Annotated in this window: 18 protein-coding genes; 9 read left to right on the top strand and 9 right to left on the bottom strand. The window is 59.6% G+C overall.

All coding sequences use genetic code 11. The features are described 5' to 3' along the window. Positions 1–147: 147 nt before the first annotated feature. Both lptG and lptF read right to left on the bottom strand, forming a co-directional pair. A complete protein-coding gene (gene lptG, locus VY732_RS05050; protein WP_034154799.1) occupies positions 148–1,209 on the bottom strand; it encodes an LPS export ABC transporter permease LptG in 1,062 nt (353 codons plus the stop codon). Next, positions 1,202–2,320, bottom strand: a complete 1,119-nt coding sequence (lptF, locus tag VY732_RS05045; protein ID WP_077571239.1) for an LPS export ABC transporter permease LptF — start codon at positions 2,318–2,320, stop codon at positions 1,202–1,204. Before lptF ends, lptG begins: the two co-directional genes overlap by 8 nt. A gap of 576 nt (positions 2,321–2,896) precedes the next feature. Between lptF and VY732_RS05040 the strand changes: the two genes are divergently transcribed. From VY732_RS05040 to rlmF, 5 genes are all read left to right on the top strand, one after another. After that, positions 2,897–4,387 carry a leucyl aminopeptidase gene (locus tag VY732_RS05040; protein WP_077571238.1) on the top strand — a complete coding sequence of 497 codons (1,491 nt, stop codon included), beginning with the start codon at positions 2,897–2,899 and terminating at the stop codon, positions 4,385–4,387. 57 nt (positions 4,388–4,444) lie between these two features. Then, positions 4,445–4,873, top strand: coding sequence for a DNA polymerase III subunit chi (locus tag VY732_RS05035; protein ID WP_034154796.1), 429 nt, complete (start codon positions 4,445–4,447; stop codon positions 4,871–4,873). 8 nt (positions 4,874–4,881) lie between these two features. Further along, a complete protein-coding gene (locus tag VY732_RS05030) occupies positions 4,882–5,277 on the top strand; it encodes a DNA polymerase III subunit chi (RefSeq protein WP_102900610.1) in 396 nt (131 codons plus the stop codon). Positions 5,278–5,475: 198 nt separating this feature from the next. Beyond that, the gene (locus tag VY732_RS05025) at positions 5,476–8,322 is read left to right on the top strand and encodes a valine--tRNA ligase (RefSeq protein WP_077571236.1); all 2,847 of its coding nucleotides are present in this window, start codon (positions 5,476–5,478) and stop codon (positions 8,320–8,322) included. Between the two features lie 231 nt (positions 8,323–8,553). Next, on the top strand, positions 8,554–9,573 hold the full coding sequence (gene rlmF / locus VY732_RS05020; protein WP_077571235.1) for a 23S rRNA (adenine(1618)-N(6))-methyltransferase RlmF: 1,020 nt from the start codon (positions 8,554–8,556) through the stop codon (positions 9,571–9,573). 194 nt (positions 9,574–9,767) lie between these two features. Here the strand turns inward: rlmF and VY732_RS05015 are convergent, their stop codons facing one another. Further along, positions 9,768–10,049 carry an HU family DNA-binding protein gene (locus VY732_RS05015; protein WP_003221909.1) on the bottom strand — a complete coding sequence of 94 codons (282 nt, stop codon included), beginning with the start codon at positions 10,047–10,049 and terminating at the stop codon, positions 9,768–9,770. Positions 10,050–10,444: 395 nt separating this feature from the next. On the opposite strand from VY732_RS05015, the gene yejK reads away from it, so the two are divergent. After that, positions 10,445–11,449 carry a nucleoid-associated protein YejK gene (gene yejK / locus VY732_RS05010; RefSeq protein ID WP_007909053.1) on the top strand — a complete coding sequence of 335 codons (1,005 nt, stop codon included), beginning with the start codon at positions 10,445–10,447 and terminating at the stop codon, positions 11,447–11,449. Beyond that, positions 11,449–11,799 carry a glutaredoxin family protein gene (locus VY732_RS05005; RefSeq protein WP_008083649.1) on the top strand — a complete coding sequence of 117 codons (351 nt, stop codon included), beginning with the start codon at positions 11,449–11,451 and terminating at the stop codon, positions 11,797–11,799. The genes yejK and VY732_RS05005 overlap by 1 nt, the downstream gene beginning before the upstream one ends. Before the next feature lie 116 nt (positions 11,800–11,915). Here the strand turns inward: VY732_RS05005 and VY732_RS05000 are convergent, their stop codons facing one another. The 5 genes from VY732_RS05000 to VY732_RS04980 all read right to left on the bottom strand — a co-directional run bounded on the left by VY732_RS05000 (position 11,916) and on the right by VY732_RS04980 (position 15,906). Beyond that, positions 11,916–12,851: a glutathione S-transferase family protein gene (locus tag VY732_RS05000; protein ID WP_331694821.1), complete on the bottom strand. Its 936-nt coding sequence runs from the start codon at positions 12,849–12,851 to the stop codon at positions 11,916–11,918. Between the two features lie 84 nt (positions 12,852–12,935). Continuing rightward, positions 12,936–13,238 (bottom strand): GIY-YIG nuclease family protein, encoded by a 303-nt coding sequence (locus tag VY732_RS04995; protein ID WP_331694819.1) that lies wholly within the window; start codon positions 13,236–13,238, stop codon positions 12,936–12,938. A 39-nt stretch (positions 13,239–13,277) separates the two neighbouring features. Next, positions 13,278–13,748 (bottom strand): nuclear transport factor 2 family protein, encoded by a 471-nt coding sequence (locus tag VY732_RS04990; protein ID WP_331694817.1) that lies wholly within the window; start codon positions 13,746–13,748, stop codon positions 13,278–13,280. 204 nt (positions 13,749–13,952) lie between these two features. Next, positions 13,953–15,257, bottom strand: coding sequence for a CynX/NimT family MFS transporter (locus tag VY732_RS04985; RefSeq protein WP_137219204.1), 1,305 nt, complete (start codon positions 15,255–15,257; stop codon positions 13,953–13,955). Beyond that, positions 15,247–15,906: a FadR/GntR family transcriptional regulator gene (locus VY732_RS04980; RefSeq protein WP_038357659.1), complete on the bottom strand. Its 660-nt coding sequence runs from the start codon at positions 15,904–15,906 to the stop codon at positions 15,247–15,249. Before VY732_RS04980 ends, VY732_RS04985 begins: the two co-directional genes overlap by 11 nt. A gap of 166 nt (positions 15,907–16,072) precedes the next feature. Between VY732_RS04980 and VY732_RS04975 the strand changes: the two genes are divergently transcribed. Further along, the gene (locus VY732_RS04975; protein ID WP_077571229.1) at positions 16,073–16,384 is read left to right on the top strand and encodes a type II toxin-antitoxin system MqsR family toxin; all 312 of its coding nucleotides are present in this window, start codon (positions 16,073–16,075) and stop codon (positions 16,382–16,384) included. Beyond that, positions 16,381–16,869, top strand: coding sequence for a type II toxin-antitoxin system MqsA family antitoxin (locus tag VY732_RS04970; protein ID WP_034154577.1), 489 nt, complete (start codon positions 16,381–16,383; stop codon positions 16,867–16,869). Before VY732_RS04975 ends, VY732_RS04970 begins: the two co-directional genes overlap by 4 nt. Positions 16,870–16,922: 53 nt before the next feature. Here the strand turns inward: VY732_RS04970 and VY732_RS04965 are convergent, their stop codons facing one another. Further along, positions 16,923–17,687: an amino acid ABC transporter ATP-binding protein gene (locus VY732_RS04965; RefSeq protein ID WP_008080191.1), complete on the bottom strand. Its 765-nt coding sequence runs from the start codon at positions 17,685–17,687 to the stop codon at positions 16,923–16,925. Positions 17,688–17,689: the final 2 nt, after the last annotated feature.

Here is a 17,689-nt window from a genome sequence, read left to right as displayed (position 1 = left end):
CATAGCCCGCCGAAAAATAGCCGGGAATTGTACCTGATACACGGCGCAAGCGTCACGTTCGCCTGTCACCCGGATTGCATGCAAAAACGCCCCGATCTGTCGATCGAGGCGTTTTCGAGGTTTAAAGCACAGATCAATCGCCTGTCATCAACCGGCTCTTCGCAACAGCCAGACGCCTGCTAGCGCACAGACACCGGCCGGCACCAGCACCGCGAACAGCGGCGAGAAACCGAACACCAGGCTCGACGGGCCGAGCAAATCCTGGACGATACGGAAGGTGAAGCCCACCAGCACGCCGGTGAACACGCGCTGGCCAAGGGTCACCGAGCGCAGCGGGCCGAAGATGAAGGAGATCGCCATCAGTACCAGTGCAGCGGTCACCAGCGGCTGCAACACCTTGACCCAAAATGCCAGCCAGTAACGGCCGTTGCTCAGGCCTTGCTCGGACAGGTAGTGGATGTAGCCCCACAGGCCGCTGATCGACAGCGATTCCGGGGCCATGACCACGGTGCTGAGCAATTGCGGACTCAACGCCACGTCCCATTGCTCGCTTGGGGTATTGACGACTTCGGTGCTGCGCTCATGGAACAGCGTGGTGGCAACGTCGGTGAGCTGCCACTTGGTGCCGTCGAACTCGGCCTTCTTGGCGAAACTCGAACTCAGCAGGTGACGCTCTTTGTCGAAGTGATAACGGGTCACGCCATACAGCAGGCCGTTCGGTTGCACGGCGTTGATGTGGATGAACTCTTCACCCTGACGGTGCCACATACCGTGCTTGGCGCTTTGCGCGTCGCCGCTGCCCTGCGCCAGCGAGCGGTTGGCCTGGGCCATGCTTTCGGTCGCAGGAGCAACGTATTCGCCGATCAGCACGCCCGCCAGCATCAGCACCAGCATTGGCTTCATGACCGCCCAGACGATACGGCCGATGGACACGCCAGCGGCGCGCATGACCGTCAGCTCACTGCTGCTGGCCAGACTGCCGAGGCCGATCAGGCAGCCGATCAATGCGGCCATTGGCAGCATTTCATAGAGTCGGCGCGGCGCAGTCAGCAATACAAAGCTCAGAACATCGACCAGCGTGTAGGTATCGCTGACGTCGCCCATCTCATCGATAAAGGCAAACAAGGTTGCCAGACCGAGAATGATTGCCAGCACGGCGATGATCGCCATGAACACGCTGCTGCCGATGTAGCGGTCGAGTTTAACCACGGGCCACCTCCAGCGCTGCGCGGCGGCTGGCCATCTTCAGGCGTAGCGGCTCCCAGTAGAGCAGGCCGAGGCCGATGAACAGGAAGATCGCGTGCACCCACCAGAGGCCGAGGGCCGGCGGGATCTTGCCTTTTTCAAGGGCGCCGCGGGCGGCAATCAGGATGGTCAGGTAAGCCATATAAAGAAGAATCGCCGGCAGCAGCTTGAGGAAACGCCCTTGGCGCGGATTGACTCGCGACAGCGGCACCGCCATCAGGGTCACGATAAATACCAGCAGCGGCAGGGACAAACGCCATTGCAGTTCGGTTTTCGAGCGGATGTCATCGCTGCCCAACAGAGACGAGGTCGGCATGGCGTCACGGTCGGTGACTTCTTCGCTGACGTCTGGCTTTGGCAGCAGCACACCGTAGGTTTCGTAGTGAATAGCGCGGTAATCGGCCTGACCCGGGCTGCCGTCGTAGCGATAGCCGTTGTCGAGAATCAGATAACGATTGCCGTCGGGGCGCACTTCCTGACGACCGCTTTCGGCCACCAGCACGGAAATCCCGCGGTCCTTCTGATTGGCGCCGAGGTTTTTCTGCGAGATGAATACGCTGCCCAAATTGACGCGATCGTCGCTCAGGGTTTCAGTGTAGGTCACCCGAGTACCGTCACGCAGGGCCTGGAAGCGTCCCGGCTCGAGGGTGTCGAACTCAGTCAGCGCGTCCTGCTTGTTCAGCAGCAACTGGAACTGGTTGGCGCCTTGCGGGGCCAGGCCCAGGCTCAGCCACGCCACCACCAGTGCCACCAGCGTCGCCGGAAACAGGGTCATGCGAAACAGCTTCTGCTGACTCATGCCGGTGGCCGAGAGCACGGTCATCTCGCTTTCCAGATACAGGCGACCGTAGGCCAGCAGGATCCCGAGGAACAGGCCCAGCGGCAGAATCAGCTGCAGGAAACCCGGCAGGCGATAGCCCATGATCAGGAACAACGAGCCCGGATCGAGCTGGCCGGCAGCGGCCTGAGCCAGATATTTGATGAAGCGACCGCTCATGATGATGACCAGCAGCACAGCACTCACGGCGCTGAGGGTCAACAGGACTTCGCGGGACAGATAACGGAAGACGATCAAACCAGACACTCCAGGGTTGTCAGGCTAAGGCGGCCAAACAAGCAAACACATCGACCGGCCCGCAACGCAGAGCCGTCGAAAAAAGATGCGGCATTATCCTGTGATTGGGGGCGCCTGTCACTGCGCACACTCATCCATGTCTGTAATCCTTTGCAGATCGTACAACCTAGGGGGCGTTCTCAATTAGTTTTCACACCGCGCCGGGTCTGCTGTTGTGCAGGGCAAGGCGCGAGAAGCGTGGTTTGATCATTCCAAATAAGCTTCGAGCAACGCAACCCTGCACAACAGCAGGCCCGGCCCTTCAGGTTGTGCCTTAAAGTCGGCCAGTCTGCGTTGCAGGCCTTGGAAAGGGAACAACCATTCCCAGCGGCCTGCGCCTTGCCTGGCTGGCTTTAAGGCGACAACGCGGTGTGAAAACTAATTGAGAACACCCCCTAGGGTTGTCAGGCGCGGGGAGCGAGGTTCAAACTGCGGCCCTTGTCGCAGGCTTTGGCCTGCGCCTCTTCTATCTATAAGCAGGCGACTGCGGCCTCCGTCGAACGCCTGCGTGTTGACCATTCATTCAGGGATCCGGACATGGAACTGGTTGTAAAAAGCGTTAGCCCAGAAACGTTGAAAACCGCCACCCTGGTGGTTGCTGTTGGCGAAGGCCGCAAACTCGGCGTCGCCGCCAAACAAGTCGACGAACTGAGCGGTGGCGCGATCAGCGCCGTGCTCAAGCGTGGCGATCTGGCCGGCAAGGTTGGCCAGAGCCTGTTGCTGCACAGCCTGCCGAACCTGAAAGCCGAGCGCGTGCTGCTGGTCGGCGTGGGCAAGGATGAAGAACTGGGCGATCGTCCGTTCCGTAAAATCGTGGCCGGCATCCTCAACACTTTGAAGGGTCTGGGCGGTAGCGACGCCGTGCTGGCGCTGGATGAAGTTATTGTCAAAAACCGCGACAGCTACGGCAAAACCCGTCTGCTGGCAGAAACCCTGGTGGATGGCGAATACACCTTCGACCAGTTCAAGAGCCAGAAAGCCGAACCGCGCGCCCTGAAGAAAATCACCCTGCTGACCATCAAGGCCGCGCAAGCCGAAGTGCAGCGCGCAGTGAATCACGCTACAGCGATCGCCAACGGCATGGCGTTCACCCGCGATCTGGGTAACCTGCCGCCGAACATCTGCCACCCGACCTTCCTCGGCGAACAAGCCAAGAATCTGGGCAAAGAGTTCAAGGATCTGAAAGTCGAAGTCCTCGACGAGAAGAAGATCAAATCCCTCGGTATGGGCTCGTTCTACGCCGTCGGCCAGGGCAGCGAGCAACCGCCGCGCCTGATCGTCATGCAATACAACGGCGGCAAGAAATCCGAGAAGCCGTACGCACTGGTCGGTAAAGGCATCACCTTCGACACCGGCGGCATCAGCCTGAAACCAGGCGCCGGCATGGACGAAATGAAGTACGACATGGGCGGCGCGGCCTCCGTGTTCGGTACCCTGCGTGCCGTACTTGAACTGAAACTGCCGATCAACCTGGTGTGCATTCTCGCCTGCGCAGAGAACATGCCGAGCGGCAACGCGACCCGTCCGGGCGACATCGTTACCACTATGAGCGGTCAGACCGTGGAAATCCTCAATACCGACGCCGAAGGCCGTCTGGTGCTGTGCGATGCGCTGACTTACTCCGAGCGCTTCAAGCCACAAGCGGTGATCGACATCGCCACCCTGACCGGCGCTTGCGTCGTTGCCTTGGGCGCCCACACTTCGGGCCTGCTGGGCAACAACGACGAGCTGATCGATCAACTGCTCAGCGCCGGCAAGGCTGCAGACGACCGTGCCTGGCAACTGCCGCTGTTTGACGAATACCAGGAGCAACTGGACAGCCCGTTCGCCGACATCGCCAACATTGGCGGGCCGAAAGCCGGGACCATCACGGCTGCATGCTTCCTGTCGCGCTTCACCAAGAACCTCAACTGGGCGCACCTGGACATCGCGGGCACCGCATGGACCAGCGGCGGCAAGGACAAAGGCGCAACCGGCCGTCCGGTGCCTCTGCTGACCCAGTACCTGCTGGATCGCGCCAAAGCCTGAACCCGCTGACGGGCGGCGTTACCTTCGGGTGACGCCGCTTGCTGCTCTGGAACCGCAATGACCAAAGTCGACTTCTATATCCTGCCCAGCGCCGACCCTTCGGCTCGCCTGGACTTTGCCTGCAAGCTCACCGAGAAAGCCTGGCGCATGGGCCACCGCATCTACCTGCATTGCAGCGATGCCGCCCAGCGTGATGATCTCGATGCGCGCCTGTGGGCATTCAAGGGCGAAACGTTTGTGCCGCATGGTCCGGCCGACAGCGAACCGGACGGTTTGATCGTTTTGGGTCTGGGTGAGGACTGCGGTCAGCATCAGGATTTACTGGTCAATCTCGACCTGAAAGTCCCGGCCTTCGCCAGCAAATTCGCCCGCGTGGCGGAAGTGGTGGTCGAAGATCCGACGATTCGAGCGGCCGCGCGGGAGAGTTTCCGTTTCTACCGCGAACAGGGCTATCCTCTGCAAGATCACCGTTTACAGCGACTCTGAGCATTCCAATGGACACTCCGAAACCGCAGCAAAAGTCCGCACACCTGTTGGACGATCTCGAATCGATCCGCCAGTTGCTCGGCGATGACAACCTGCAACCACCTCTGTTGACCGACACGGTCGACGATGGCGAACAGGAACAGATTCCGATGTTGTTCGATTCGGTCGGCAACGAGCCGGCAGCCGTCGAACCGCCTCCCGCGCCAGCTCCGACACCCGCCGTACAACCGGCGGCACCTGTGGATAAAGGTCCGGACGCCCTGCTCCACCTCGACAGCGAGCTGCGCGCCGCCGCGCAATTGATCATGCAGGACGTGATTGACGATTTCGCGCCGCACATCGAAACCGAAATCAAACGCCGTCTCGATGCGCGCATGGAACGGCTGCTCAGCCAGTACGAATAACCCCCAATCCCCTGTGAGAGCCAGCCTGCTGGCGATAGCAGCACCTCGGTTTTCCTGAAAAACCGCAGCGCCAGCATCGCGAGCAGGCTCACTCCTACATTTAGATCCCCTCCGGGCCCGCCCCGCTCGCCCTCGGCCCCATGCCCCGCTATACTCGTCGGCTTTTCCTGAATTAATGCCAATAGGGTCCCGCCGCGCATGGATAAGACCTACCAGCCGCACGCCATTGAAACTTCCTGGTACAACACCTGGGAGTCCGAGAACTACTTCGCCCCGCAAGGCGCGGGCGACTCCTACACCATCATGATCCCGCCGCCGAACGTCACCGGCAGCCTGCACATGGGTCACGGTTTCAACAACGCGATCATGGACGCCCTGATCCGTTTCCGCCGCATGCAGGGTCGCAACACCCTGTGGCAACCGGGCACCGACCACGCCGGTATCGCCACGCAGATGCTGGTGGAGCGTCAACTCGAAGCCCAGGGCCAGAATCGCCATGATCTGGGCCGCGAAAAATTCCTCGAGAAAGTCTGGGAATGGAAGGATCAATCCGGCGGCAACATCAGCCGTCAGATCCGCCGCCTCGGCTCGTCCGTCGACTGGAGCCGCGAGCGCTTCACCATGGACGACGGTCTCTCGGAAGCGGTCAAAGAAGCCTTCGTGCGTCTGCACGAAGACGGCCTGATCTACCGCGGCAAGCGTCTGGTCAACTGGGACACCAAACTGCACACGGCGATTTCCGACCTCGAAGTGGAAAACCACGACGAGAAAGGTTTCCTGTGGAACCTGAAGTACCCGCTGGCCGACGGCGCGAAAACCGCTGAAGGCAACGACTTCCTGATCGTCGCGACCACCCGTCCGGAAACCATGCTCGGCGACTCCGCCGTCGCGGTGAACCCGAACGATGAGCGCTACAAATCCCTGATCGGCAAGTTTGTCGAGCTGCCACTGGTTGGCCGCCGCATCCCGATCATCGCCGACGATTACTGCGATCCTGAATTCGGCACCGGCTGCGTGAAAATCACCCCGGCCCACGATTTCAACGACTACGAAGTCGGCAAGCGCCACAACCTGCCGCTGCTGAACATCTTCGACAAGAACGCCAACGTGCTGCCAGCCGCCCAGGTGTTCAACCTCGACGGTACGCTGAACGACAGCATCGATGGCGCGATTCCGGCTGAATACGCCGGCCTTGAGCGTTTCGAAGCGCGCAAGCAAATCGTAGCTGCGTTCGATGCCGCCGGCCTGCTGGTCAGCGTCAACGACCACGGCCTGAAAGTGCCGAAAGGCGACCGCTCCGGCACCATCATCGAGCCGTGGCTGACCGACCAGTGGTACGTGTCGACCAAGCCTTTGGCCGAGCCTGCGATTGCTGCCGTTGAAGACGGCCGCATCCAGTTCGTGCCGAAGCAGTACGAAAACATGTACTTCTCGTGGATGCGCGACATCCAGGACTGGTGCATCAGCCGTCAGCTGTGGTGGGGCCACCGGATTCCGGCCTGGTACGACGAGTCGGGCAAGGTCTACGTTGGTCGCGACGAAGCCGAAGTGCGTGCCAAGCACAACCTCGGCCCGGACGTGGCGCTGCAACAGGACAACGACGTCCTCGACACCTGGTTCAGTTCTGGCCTGTGGACCTTCTCCACCCTGGGCTGGCCTGAGCAGACCGAATTCCTGAAGAAATTCCACTCCACCGACGTGCTGGTGACGGGCTTCGACATCATTTTCTTCTGGGTTGCCCGGATGATCATGCTGACCATGCACCTGATCAAGAACGAGGACGGCACGCCGCAGGTTCCGTTCAAGACCGTGTATGTGCACGGTCTGGTGCGCGATGGCCAGGGCCAGAAGATGTCCAAGTCCAAGGGCAACGTCCTGGACCCGCTGGACATCATCGACGGTATCGAACTGGAAGAACTGGTGCAGAAGCGCACCTCCGGCATGATGCAGCCGAAACTGGCGAAGAAGATCGAGAAGCAGACCCGCGACGAGTTCGCCGACGGCATCGCCAGCTACGGCACCGATGCGCTGCGCTTCACCTTCTGCTCGCTGGCCTCGACCGGTCGCGATATCAAGTTCGACATGGGCCGCGTCGAAGGCTATCGCAACTTCTGCAACAAGATCTGGAACGCCGCACGTTACGTTCTGGACAAGGGCGAAGACTGCGGCCAGAACGGCGAAGCCTACGAGCTGTCGCTGGCGGATCGCTGGATCATCTCGCAACTGCAACGCACCGAAGCCGAAGTGACCCGTCAACTCGATCAGTTCCGTTTCGACCTGGCGGCACAAGCGCTCTACGAGTTCATCTGGAACCAGTACTGCGACTGGTACCTGGAACTGTCCAAGCCTGTGCTGTGGGACGAGAATGCGCCGGTTGAACGTCAGCGCGGTACTCGCCGTACGCTGGTTCGCGTACTGGAAGTGGCATTGCGTCTGGCGCATCCGTTCATGCCGTTCATCACTGAAGAAATCTGGCAGCGCATTGCGCCGCTGGCCGGTATTCAGGGCAAGACGATCATGCTGCAAGCGTGGCCAGTGGCCAACGAAGAGCGCATTGATCCGGCCGCCGAAGACGACATCGAATGGCTCAAGGAACTGATGCTCGGCACGCGTAACATCCGTGGCGAAATGAACATCGGCCCGGGCAAGCCGCTGCCGATCTACCTGAAGAACGTCAGCGCTGAAGACCAGCGCCGCCTGACCGAGAACGAAGCGCTGCTGAAGAAGCTGGCGCGTCTGGAATCGATCACCGTTCTGCAGGCTGGTGAAGAAGCACCGCTGTCCGCCACCGCTCTGGTTGGCGAGATGGAAGTGCTGGTGCCGATGGCCGGTCTGATCGACAAGGGCGCTGAGCTCGCGCGTCTGGACAAGGAAATCCTGCGTCTGCAGGGCGAAGTCCAGCGCGTTGGCGGCAAACTGTCCAACGCCGGTTTCGTCGACAAGGCCCCGGCCGAAGTCATCGAGAAGGAACGCGCCAAACTGGCCGAGGCTGAACAAGCCCTGGGCAAACTGGCCGAGCAGCATGCGCGGATTGCCAGCCTGTAACGGCAAATCGCAATGAAAAGGGAGGCCCAGGTGGTCTCCCTTTTTTATTCCTGATCACCACGAATCCCCTGTGGGAGCGAGCCTGCTCGCGAAAGCGGTGGGTCAGTCGACAAATCTGCCGGATGTGAAACCGCCTTCGCGAGCAGGCTCGCTCCCACAGTTTGACCGGTGTTGCCTTGAGATGTGGGACAATACCCGCCACTTTCAGCCATACCCGAATCGACCACGCCCATGAACGCCCCCCGCACACCCAAACCTGCGCGCAAGAAGCCTGACTCCGCGACCCCGACCAAGACCGTCGAGCCGCGTGAAAAGGCCAGCCTGCACCCGCGCAATCGCCATCAGGGTCGTTACGACTTCCCGGCGCTGATCAAGACCACGCCGGAACTGGCGAAGTTCGTGATCACCAACCCGTACGGCAAGGAAAGCATCGACTTCGCCAGCCCCGATGCGGTGCGCGTGTTCAACCGGGCGCTGCTCAAGTCGTTTTATGGCATCCAGCATTGGGACATCCCGGCAGACTACCTCTGCCCACCGGTTCCGGGCCGTGCCGATTACGTGCACTTCCTCGCCGATTTGCTGGCGAGCATGAACGACGGCAAGGTGCCGCGCGGCGCGATCGTCAACGTGCTGGACATCGGCATGGGTGCCAACTGCGTGTATCCGCTGATCGGTAACAGTGAATACCGCTGGCACTTCCTCGGTTCGGAGATCGACCCGACCGCCGTGGCTGCCGCCCGCGCCATCGTTCAGTCCAACGACCTGAACAAGGTGATCCAGCTGCGTCAGCAGGAAAACCGCAAGCACATCCTGATCGGTCTGCTGGAACCGGGTGAGCGCTTTGACCTGACCATGTGCAACCCGCCGTTCCACGCTTCGATGGATGAAGCGACCAAGGGCAGCGAGCGCAAATGGCGCGCACTGGGCAAGGCCGACCCGAAACGCAAACTGCCGGTGCTGAACTTCGGTGGCCAGTCGGCAGAGCTGTGGTGCGAGGGCGGTGAAGCGCGCTTCGTGACGCAACTGATCGCCGAGAGCGCGAATTTCCAGCATAAAGTGCTGTGGTTCAGCACATTAGTGTCGAAAGCTTCGAACCTGCCAGCCATCGAAACCGCGCTGAAAAAAGCCGGCGTGCTGGAAAGCCAGGTCGTCGAGATGTCTCAGGGCCAGAAGCAGAGCCGCTTTGTGGCCTGGACTTTCCAGACCAAGTCCGAGCAGCAGATCTGGCGCCGCGAGCGCTGGGTACGCTGATAGCTGCGCAGATGCCCCTGTGGGAGCGAGCCTGCTCGCGAAGGCGGTGTGTCAGTTAGCTTCAATATCGACTGATCCACCGCATTCGCGAGCAGGCTCGCTCCCACATTGGCCCTGCGATTCAGCCACCAAATCGCAGACACAAAAAAACCGTGCCCGGATCACTCCGGTGCACGGTTTTTTATTACTGCGTCTTACTTGTTCACAGCGTCGGTCAGGCCTTTGGCCACAACCAGCTTGATCACTTTCTTAGCAGGGATTTCGATGGCAGCGCCAGTCGAAGGGTTACGGCCAGTGCGGGCAGGACGCTCGGTCACTTTCAGCTTGCCGATACCTGGCAAGGTGATTTCGCCGCCGTTTTCCAGCTGATCGGCAACGATTTGGCCCAGTTGGTCCAGAGCGTTACGCGCGGTGGTTTTCGGCGCGTCGATAGCTTCAGCGATGTCGGCGATCAGTTGGTCTTTAGTAAGAGCCATGTAGTGTTCCTTCCCTATCAAATTCATATGGATTGCAGAGTGCAGTGTCAGCCATCGAGCCCGATCTTCTGGATCTGGCACCCTCGGCGATAACCACGACGAGTCGGGTTATAGATACCGAAATCAGGGTTTGGTTCGACCTGACAAATGCTGATTGCACGCTTAACGCAGTGACTTCGCGTAAGACCGGGCAAAACTAGCACAGAGACGGGGAAATATCCGCCTCTAGCTACCCATTTGGTCAGCTTTATTGCTCTAAATCGGTAAAAAACTGCATAAGGCCGGTCGTGCGCCCCGGTTTCGCCCTACAACCCGCGCCAAAACCAGTGGTTGCGGTACACTTAGCGCTTTTTCGGGGGAGCCTGCCCTCCTCCCATCCAACAGCCGAGAAGCCCATGCCGATCCGTCATTGCATCGTCCACCTGATCGACAAAAAACCCGACGGCACGCCTGCAGTTCTGCACGCCCGTGACACGGAACTGGCCGAGTCTGCAGCCATCGAAAACATGCTCGCCGACCTCAACGAGAGCTATAACGCCAAACAGGGCAAAGCCTGGGGCCTGTTTCATCCGGAATCCGGTGCGTTCCCGTTCAGCGGCTGGCTGAAGGAATACATGGAAGGCGGCAAGGACTTCACCGCGTTCAGCAAAGTCGCGGTCGAGCACCTGCAAAAATTGATGGAAGAGTCGAACCTGTCGGTCGGCGGCCACGTGCTGTTCGCCCACTATCAGCAAGGCATGACCGATTACCTGGCAATCGCCCTGCTGCACCACAGCGAAGGCGTGGCAGTGACCGATGAGCTGGACGTGACCCCGTCGCGCCACCTCGACCTCGGCCAGTTGCACCTGGCGGCGCGCATCAACGTCTCCGAGTGGCAGAACAACAAGCAGTCCAAACAGTACATCTCGTTCATCAAGGGCAAGAACGGCAAAAAAGTCTCGGAATACTTCCGCGACTTCATCGGCTGCCAGGAAGGCGTCGACGGCCCGGGCGAGACGCGCACGCTGCTCAAGGCCTTCAGTGACTTCGTCGAGAGCGAAGACCTGCCCGAAGAGTCCGCTCGCGAGAAGACCAAAACCCTGGTCGATTACGCCAGCAGCCAGGCCAAACTCGGCGAACCGATGGGTCTGGAAGAGTTGTCCGAGCTGATCGACGAGGAGCGCCCGAAAGCCTTCTACGATCACATCCGCAACAAGGATTACGGCCTGTCGCCAGAGATTCCGGCGGACAAACGCACCCTGAATCAATTCCGCCGCTTCACCGGCCGCGCCGAAGGCCTGTCGATCAGCTTTGAAGCGCACCTGCTGGGTTCGAAGATCGAATACGACGAAGAGGCTGGCACCCTGGTGATCAAAGGCCTGCCAACGTCGCTCACCGATCAGTTGAAGCGGCGTAACTGATGCTCGGCAATGTGCTGAAGAAAGTTGCGCTGGTTCTGCTGGTGGTCGTGGTCTATCAGAACTGGGGCAAGATCGAGCGGGTGTTCAATCCGTCGCAGATGGTTGCAGAGCAGACGCGCGCGCAAGCCAACGTCGTGCTCTACGCCACCGACTGGTGCGGCTACTGCAAGCAGACCAAACGCTTTCTCGACAGCAAGGGGATTGCGTTCAAGGAGTTCGATATCGAGAAGGATGCCGAGGCGCGCAAGGCGTACGAGGCATTGGGTGGACGCGGGATTCCGCTGATTGATGTGAACGGCACGTTGATTCGCGGGTTTGACCCGGACGAAATCCTCGCCGCCCTGAAATAACCTGTAGGAGTGAGCCTGCTCGCGATAGCGGTGTGTCAGTCGATAAATCCGCCGATTGACACACCGCTATCGCGAGCAGGCTCACTCCTACAAAGTTTTGCATCAGACTTGAGAGATCAGCGTGCTTCGATACGGAAACCGAAACGCGGGAAGTGCACATGCACCACACCGCCACGCTCGTCTTCGCGACGAATGATCAACTCTTCGCGACCGGCAAACAGCAACTCACCCACCACCGGATCAACCCCGTAATCCGTCGCCGAGATCGCCACCTGCTGCCCAGCCTTGAACCCATTCGGATCTACGAACTGCTCATCCGGCAACACCGCCGGTGTCGCGTTACGTGCAACCTCCAGCGCCTCTTCCGACGTCATCGCACTGGCTGCGCCATGACCGAAGCCCAGCACTCGTCCCAACCAGGCCGCAACAGCCGGATATTCATCCACCAGCGGAGCCGTGACATGCGTAGCCTTGAGGAACCACAGCGGATGCGCCAGCGCGAAGTCGGCAATCGACGGCTCGCCGAACAGGAAGTCGCCCTGCTCGCGCTGTAACTGCTGCTCAAGGCGAGCCATGATCGTCGGCCACTGATGCTTGGCTTGTTCGGCAGACAAACGCGTGGCGCTGCCACCACTGAACAGACCGGCGCGGTCGGCGATAAAAGCCTTGATCGCTTCCGGCGGCAACTTGGCGAAGCGCACCGCCACCGATTCCGGCTGAAACACCAGACTCACCGCATGCTGGAACACCACCGAATCAGCCCATGTGGCAAAACTGGCGGCGGTGAATTCCTGGCCCTCGGGAAAGAACGCCGGCAAAGCCTTTTCCTGTTCCAGGCGACGGGCGATTAACGATGTGTCGCAATAGATATCAGCGCCAATCTGCAGCACCGGGGTTTTGCGATAGCCGCCGGTCAGGGCGGTCAGATCCGGTTTCGGCATCACCGGCGAGATGTGCACCGAGCGCCACGACAAGCCTTTGAAGCCCAGCAGCAGGCGGGCCTTCTCGGCAAATGGAGAGGTCGGGTAATGATGGAGAATCAACTCGGACATGCTCGGCTCCGCCGCTCAGATAGTGAGCCAGCAGCTTAGCGTGCATTTGCTTAGCAGCCTACAGATCTGCCTGATGGGAACTGATCAGTCAGATTGATAAGACGCAACCAGACATTCCTTGGCGCTCTTCCTGAGTTTTTTGATCAAGCGTTCCTGACGCAGCGCATCGCTCTTGTCGCGGCACAGCTCGGTGTAGACCAGCGCCATCGCCGGGCTGGAGAGAAAGAACCGCGCGCCTTTGCCGCTTTGATGCTTGGCGAAGCGGCGCACGGGGTCATCGCTGATCCCGCAGTACAACGAACCATTGGCGGCGCGAACGAGGTAGACAAACCAGGATTTGCTCACCGGTTCGGGCACATCGACAGATTTTTCGCTAAGGCTGGTCACTTCGGGATCAAGACGTGTAGGAAACAGGCGGCGATCTTATCAGCGCCCGGCCTGAAATGCCTTCAGCCCCTTCAGCGCCTGAGCGCGCACGGCGTTGCGCACCAGCGGCGTCCAGCCGAGCAGAAGGCCTTTGAAACCCAGCGCCTGACGCGACCAGCGCCACAGATCGAAGTGATCGTGGTGCTCGCAGATCTTGCCGTCACGGAAGACGAAACGGGCCTGGATATCGTTGATGACGATGTTGCCGGTCTGGCTGAACAGGTAGGTCGCGACCCAATGTGCGCCGCCGCTGCGCTCGTCGGCACGGATGTTGTCGAAGGTCAGCGAGAAATCCTTGGCCCGAGTGGTGAGCATGCGCCACATGTCGCCGGCATCGCGCCCGCGCAGTTCACCGAAGGCCGGATCGCTGAATACTACGTCGTCGGTGTAGCAGGCGGCCATGGCTTCGGCATCGAGGCGCTGGAAGGCCTGATAGAAACGGGTGATCAACGCGGCGTGGGCTTCGCTCATGGGCAATCTCCAAAATAGGTACAGATTGCCAGCACGATAATCTGCAATGCGCAGAAACACTATCGGCATTCGCAAACCGAATACCCGCTGTACACAAAACCCATGTAGGAGTGAGCCTGCTCGCGATAGCGCCCTTCCAGTCAACATTGTGCTGACTGGACCACCACTATCGCGAGCAGGCTCACTCCTACAGTTTGAACCGCGTCAGATTTTTTCGCTTTGCACTTGCACGTACAGCGCACGCCCGGCGCCAAGCCCGGCGATGATCGCACCGGTACCAATGATGCCGAAGATCCAGCCCAGCGCATTCCAGCCGCCGGTCCAGTCATGCACCACGCCGACCGCGAACGGCCCCATGGACGCGAGGGTGTAGCCGAAGCCCTGAGACATGCTCGACAGGTTCGCCGCGACATGGGAATCGCGCGAACGCAGCACAATCAACGTCAACGCCAGACTGAACGTACCGCCCTGCCCCAGACCCAGCAAAATCGCCCAGCCCCACAGGCCTTCGATCGGCGCATACAGGCAGCCGAACAGACCGCCGAGGGTCAGCGCCATGACCACGACGATGGCCAGACGCTGATCCTTGCCGCGAGTGGCCAGCCATGGTGCGGCCAACGAGCTGGCAAGTTGAATGATCACCGAACCGGACAACACCAGCCCGGCTTGGGTTGGCGTCAGGCCGCGACCAATCAGGATCGACGGCAACCAGCCAAAGACGATGTAGGCCAGCGACGATTGCAGGCCCATGTACAAGGTCACCTGCCAGGCCAGCGGATCACGCAGCAGACCGCGCACACGATAAGCGACATTGTGCGCGCCATGCTTTTGCCCGACTTGCGGCAACCAGAACACCGCCGCAACCAGCGCCGGAATCACCCAGAAACCCAGGCCCATCGCCCAGCTACCACCGAAGTGCTCACTAAGCGGCACACTGGAACCCGCTGCCATCGCCGCGCCCAGACACAACGCCATGGTGTAGACGCCGGTCATGGTGCCGGCGTGTTTGGCGAAGTCGCGCTTGACGATCCCCGGCAACAGAACACCGATGATGCCGATGCTCGCGCCGCCCAATACGCTGCCGGCGAACAGGCCGATCTCACCGAAGTTGCTGCGCAAAATGATCCCGCCGGCCAACGCCAACAAAATCCCCAGCACCACCCGCTCAGCGCCAAAACGTCGCGCCAGAATCGGCGCCAAGGGTGCAAACAAACCGAGGCAAAGCACCGGCAACGTGGTCAGCAAACCCGCCTGAGCTGCCGATAATCCGAGGCTTTTGGAAACGTCACTGAGCAGCGGCGCCATGCTCGACAGCGCCGGACGCAAGTTCAACGCGACCAGAATCAAACCCAGCAGCAACAGCCACGGCCGGCGCACCAGCGGATGGCTTTGTTGCACTTGCTCGTCGTCAGCCTCGGCGTCGATCAGCAGCTCTTCAAGCTCTGCCGTGCGTTTGGGGGTTGTGGATATCTCACTGCGGGACATGGATTTCTCGGTTTCAAGGTTCATTGATCAATTGCCTCGACAAGGCTTTGGCCCGTTCCGGGTCGCGTTGTTCGACCGCATCGAGCAACTCGATGTGCAGGTCGAACACTTCCTGACGGCGCGGGACGATGTTCAGGGTCTGGCGCAATTGCGCGCCGACGATGCTGGAGAAATAGCGATAAAGCTCGCTGAGGGTCGGGTTGTGCGCGGCATCGACCAGCCGGCGGTGGAACACCAGATCGCAGGCGATGTAGGTGTCGAGGTCGCCGTGATAGTGACTGCCGCTGGTGCCGAGCGCCTCACGCAATGCGACGAGGTCTTCTTCAGTACGACGTAACGCCGCCAGGCCGATGGCCTCGACTTCGAGGATGTGGCGGGTTTCCCGTGCCTGTTCCAGCGAGCATTGCGACAGCGCTTTCAGGGTATCCATCGGATCGACCACTGCGCGCAGATAACTGCCATCGCCCTGACGAATCTCGATCAGTCCGGAAAACGCCAGCACGCGCATGGCTTCGCGCACGGTGTTGCGGCTGATGCCCAGCTCGGCGCACAGCTCGGGTTCGGTCGGCAAACGCTCGCCAACCTGCCAGGCACCGCTGTTGATGCGCTGACGGAGTTGATCCAAGGCCTGATCGACCAGGGATCGCTTGATGAGTGGAGAAATGTCTGACATAGGATTGGCCCTTTCATCCAATCATAGGATGAATTTTCTGACATGTTAGTCAGACCCGTGTAGGACGGCAACCACCTAGGGTCAATCGGAGACACATGAAGCGGTATTTTCGATTGGTGAAAATTACCCTTTAAGGGTAATTTCAGGGACAGGGTTTTGGTTTCTTATGGAAAAGAACACACCCCATTATGAGCTGGCGGTGATCAAGGCTGAGGTGAGGCGGTTAGGTCAAAAAGCTTTCACCAAAGCTTCGGTCAAATCAGCTGAGAAGCTCGGCTTCAACCTCAGCGAAATGCTAGAGATCGTTTTCGAGCTACAAACCAGGATGTTGTACAAATCGATGACTACTTATGACGATCATCGAATCTGGCAAGACGTGTATCACATCAATTCACGAGATCAGGAGATTTACATCAAGGTGACCTACCGCCCCGGCGGCAGCCCACCGGTAATCTCCTTCAAGGAGAAAAACCCATGAAAACCCAGCAATGTGTCAGCTGCGGTGCACGTGAGGGAATGAGGCATTTCCAGGGTCGCGGAGAAACCCTGAGTGTCAAAGGCATGGAGCGCCGAGTAGACGATCTATCTGGTTGGGAGTGCCAGAAGTGCGGTGAAGTGGAATGGGATTTCGACACCGATAGTGCTGAGCGTTATTGTGATGCCGGTGACGAGCTGGTTCTCGCTGGCAGACAAATGATCGGCGCCGAGATGAAACGTATTCGACGCAAATTGCACCTGACGCAGAAAGAGACGGTGCAACTGCTCTCTGGTGGCGGGCATAACGCATTCTCTCGCTACGAACGCGGCGAGTTACTTCCACCCAAAGCATTGGTGCTGCTGATGCGTCTATTGGATCGTCATCCCTACATGCTCGTCGATATCCAGACCTTGGCTGAAGGCGCAGACCTGCGAGGTTTCACGCACACCGTACACAAGGAACACGAAACCCTCACCGTTTCCTGACCCACAAAAAAACAAACCCGGCACAAGGCCGGGTTTGATTTACACACAAACCATCAGTGCAAAATCTGACTCAAGAACAACTTCGTCCGCTCATTCTGCGGGTTATCGAAGAAGTCATTCGGCGCCGCCTGTTCAACGATTTCACCCTTGTCCATGAAGATCACACGGTTGGCCACGGTGCGGGCAAAACCCATCTCGTGAGTCACGCAAAGCATGGTCATACCGTCTTCAGCCAGACCGATCATGGTGTCGAGTACTTCCTTCACCATCTCCGGATCGAGCGCTGAAGTCGGTTCATCGAACAGCATGATTTTCGGCTTCATGCACAGCGCGCGGGCGATCGCCACACGCTGTTGCTGACCACCGGACAGTTGCCCCGGGAATTTGTGCGCCTGCTCCGGAATGCGTACGCGTTCCAGGTAATGCATGGCGATTTCCTCGGCCTTGCGCTTGGGCATCTTGCGTACCCACATTGGCGCCAGGGTGCAGTTCTGCAAAATGGTCAGGTGCGGAAACAGGTTGAAGTGCTGGAACACCATGCCGACTTCGCGGCGGATCGCTTCGATCTGCTTGAGGTCGTTGGTCAGTTCCACGCCGTCGACGACGATGCGGCCCTGCTGGTGCTCTTCCAGACGATTGAGGCAACGAATCGTCGTCGACTTACCCGACCCCGACGGGCCGCACAGGACGATACGCTCGCCCTGTTTGACATTGAGGTTGATGTCTTTGAGCACGTGGAACTGGCCGTACCACTTGTTGACGCCCTGCATCTGAATAATGCCTTCAGGACCTACAGGCTTTTTGATTGCTTCACTCATTT

This window comes from Pseudomonas sp. ZY71 (assembly GCF_036542145.1).
In the GTDB taxonomy this organism is placed as follows: domain Bacteria; phylum Pseudomonadota; class Gammaproteobacteria; order Pseudomonadales; family Pseudomonadaceae; genus Aquipseudomonas; species Aquipseudomonas koreensis_A.
This window is presented reverse-complemented; position numbering and strand designations above follow the sequence as displayed.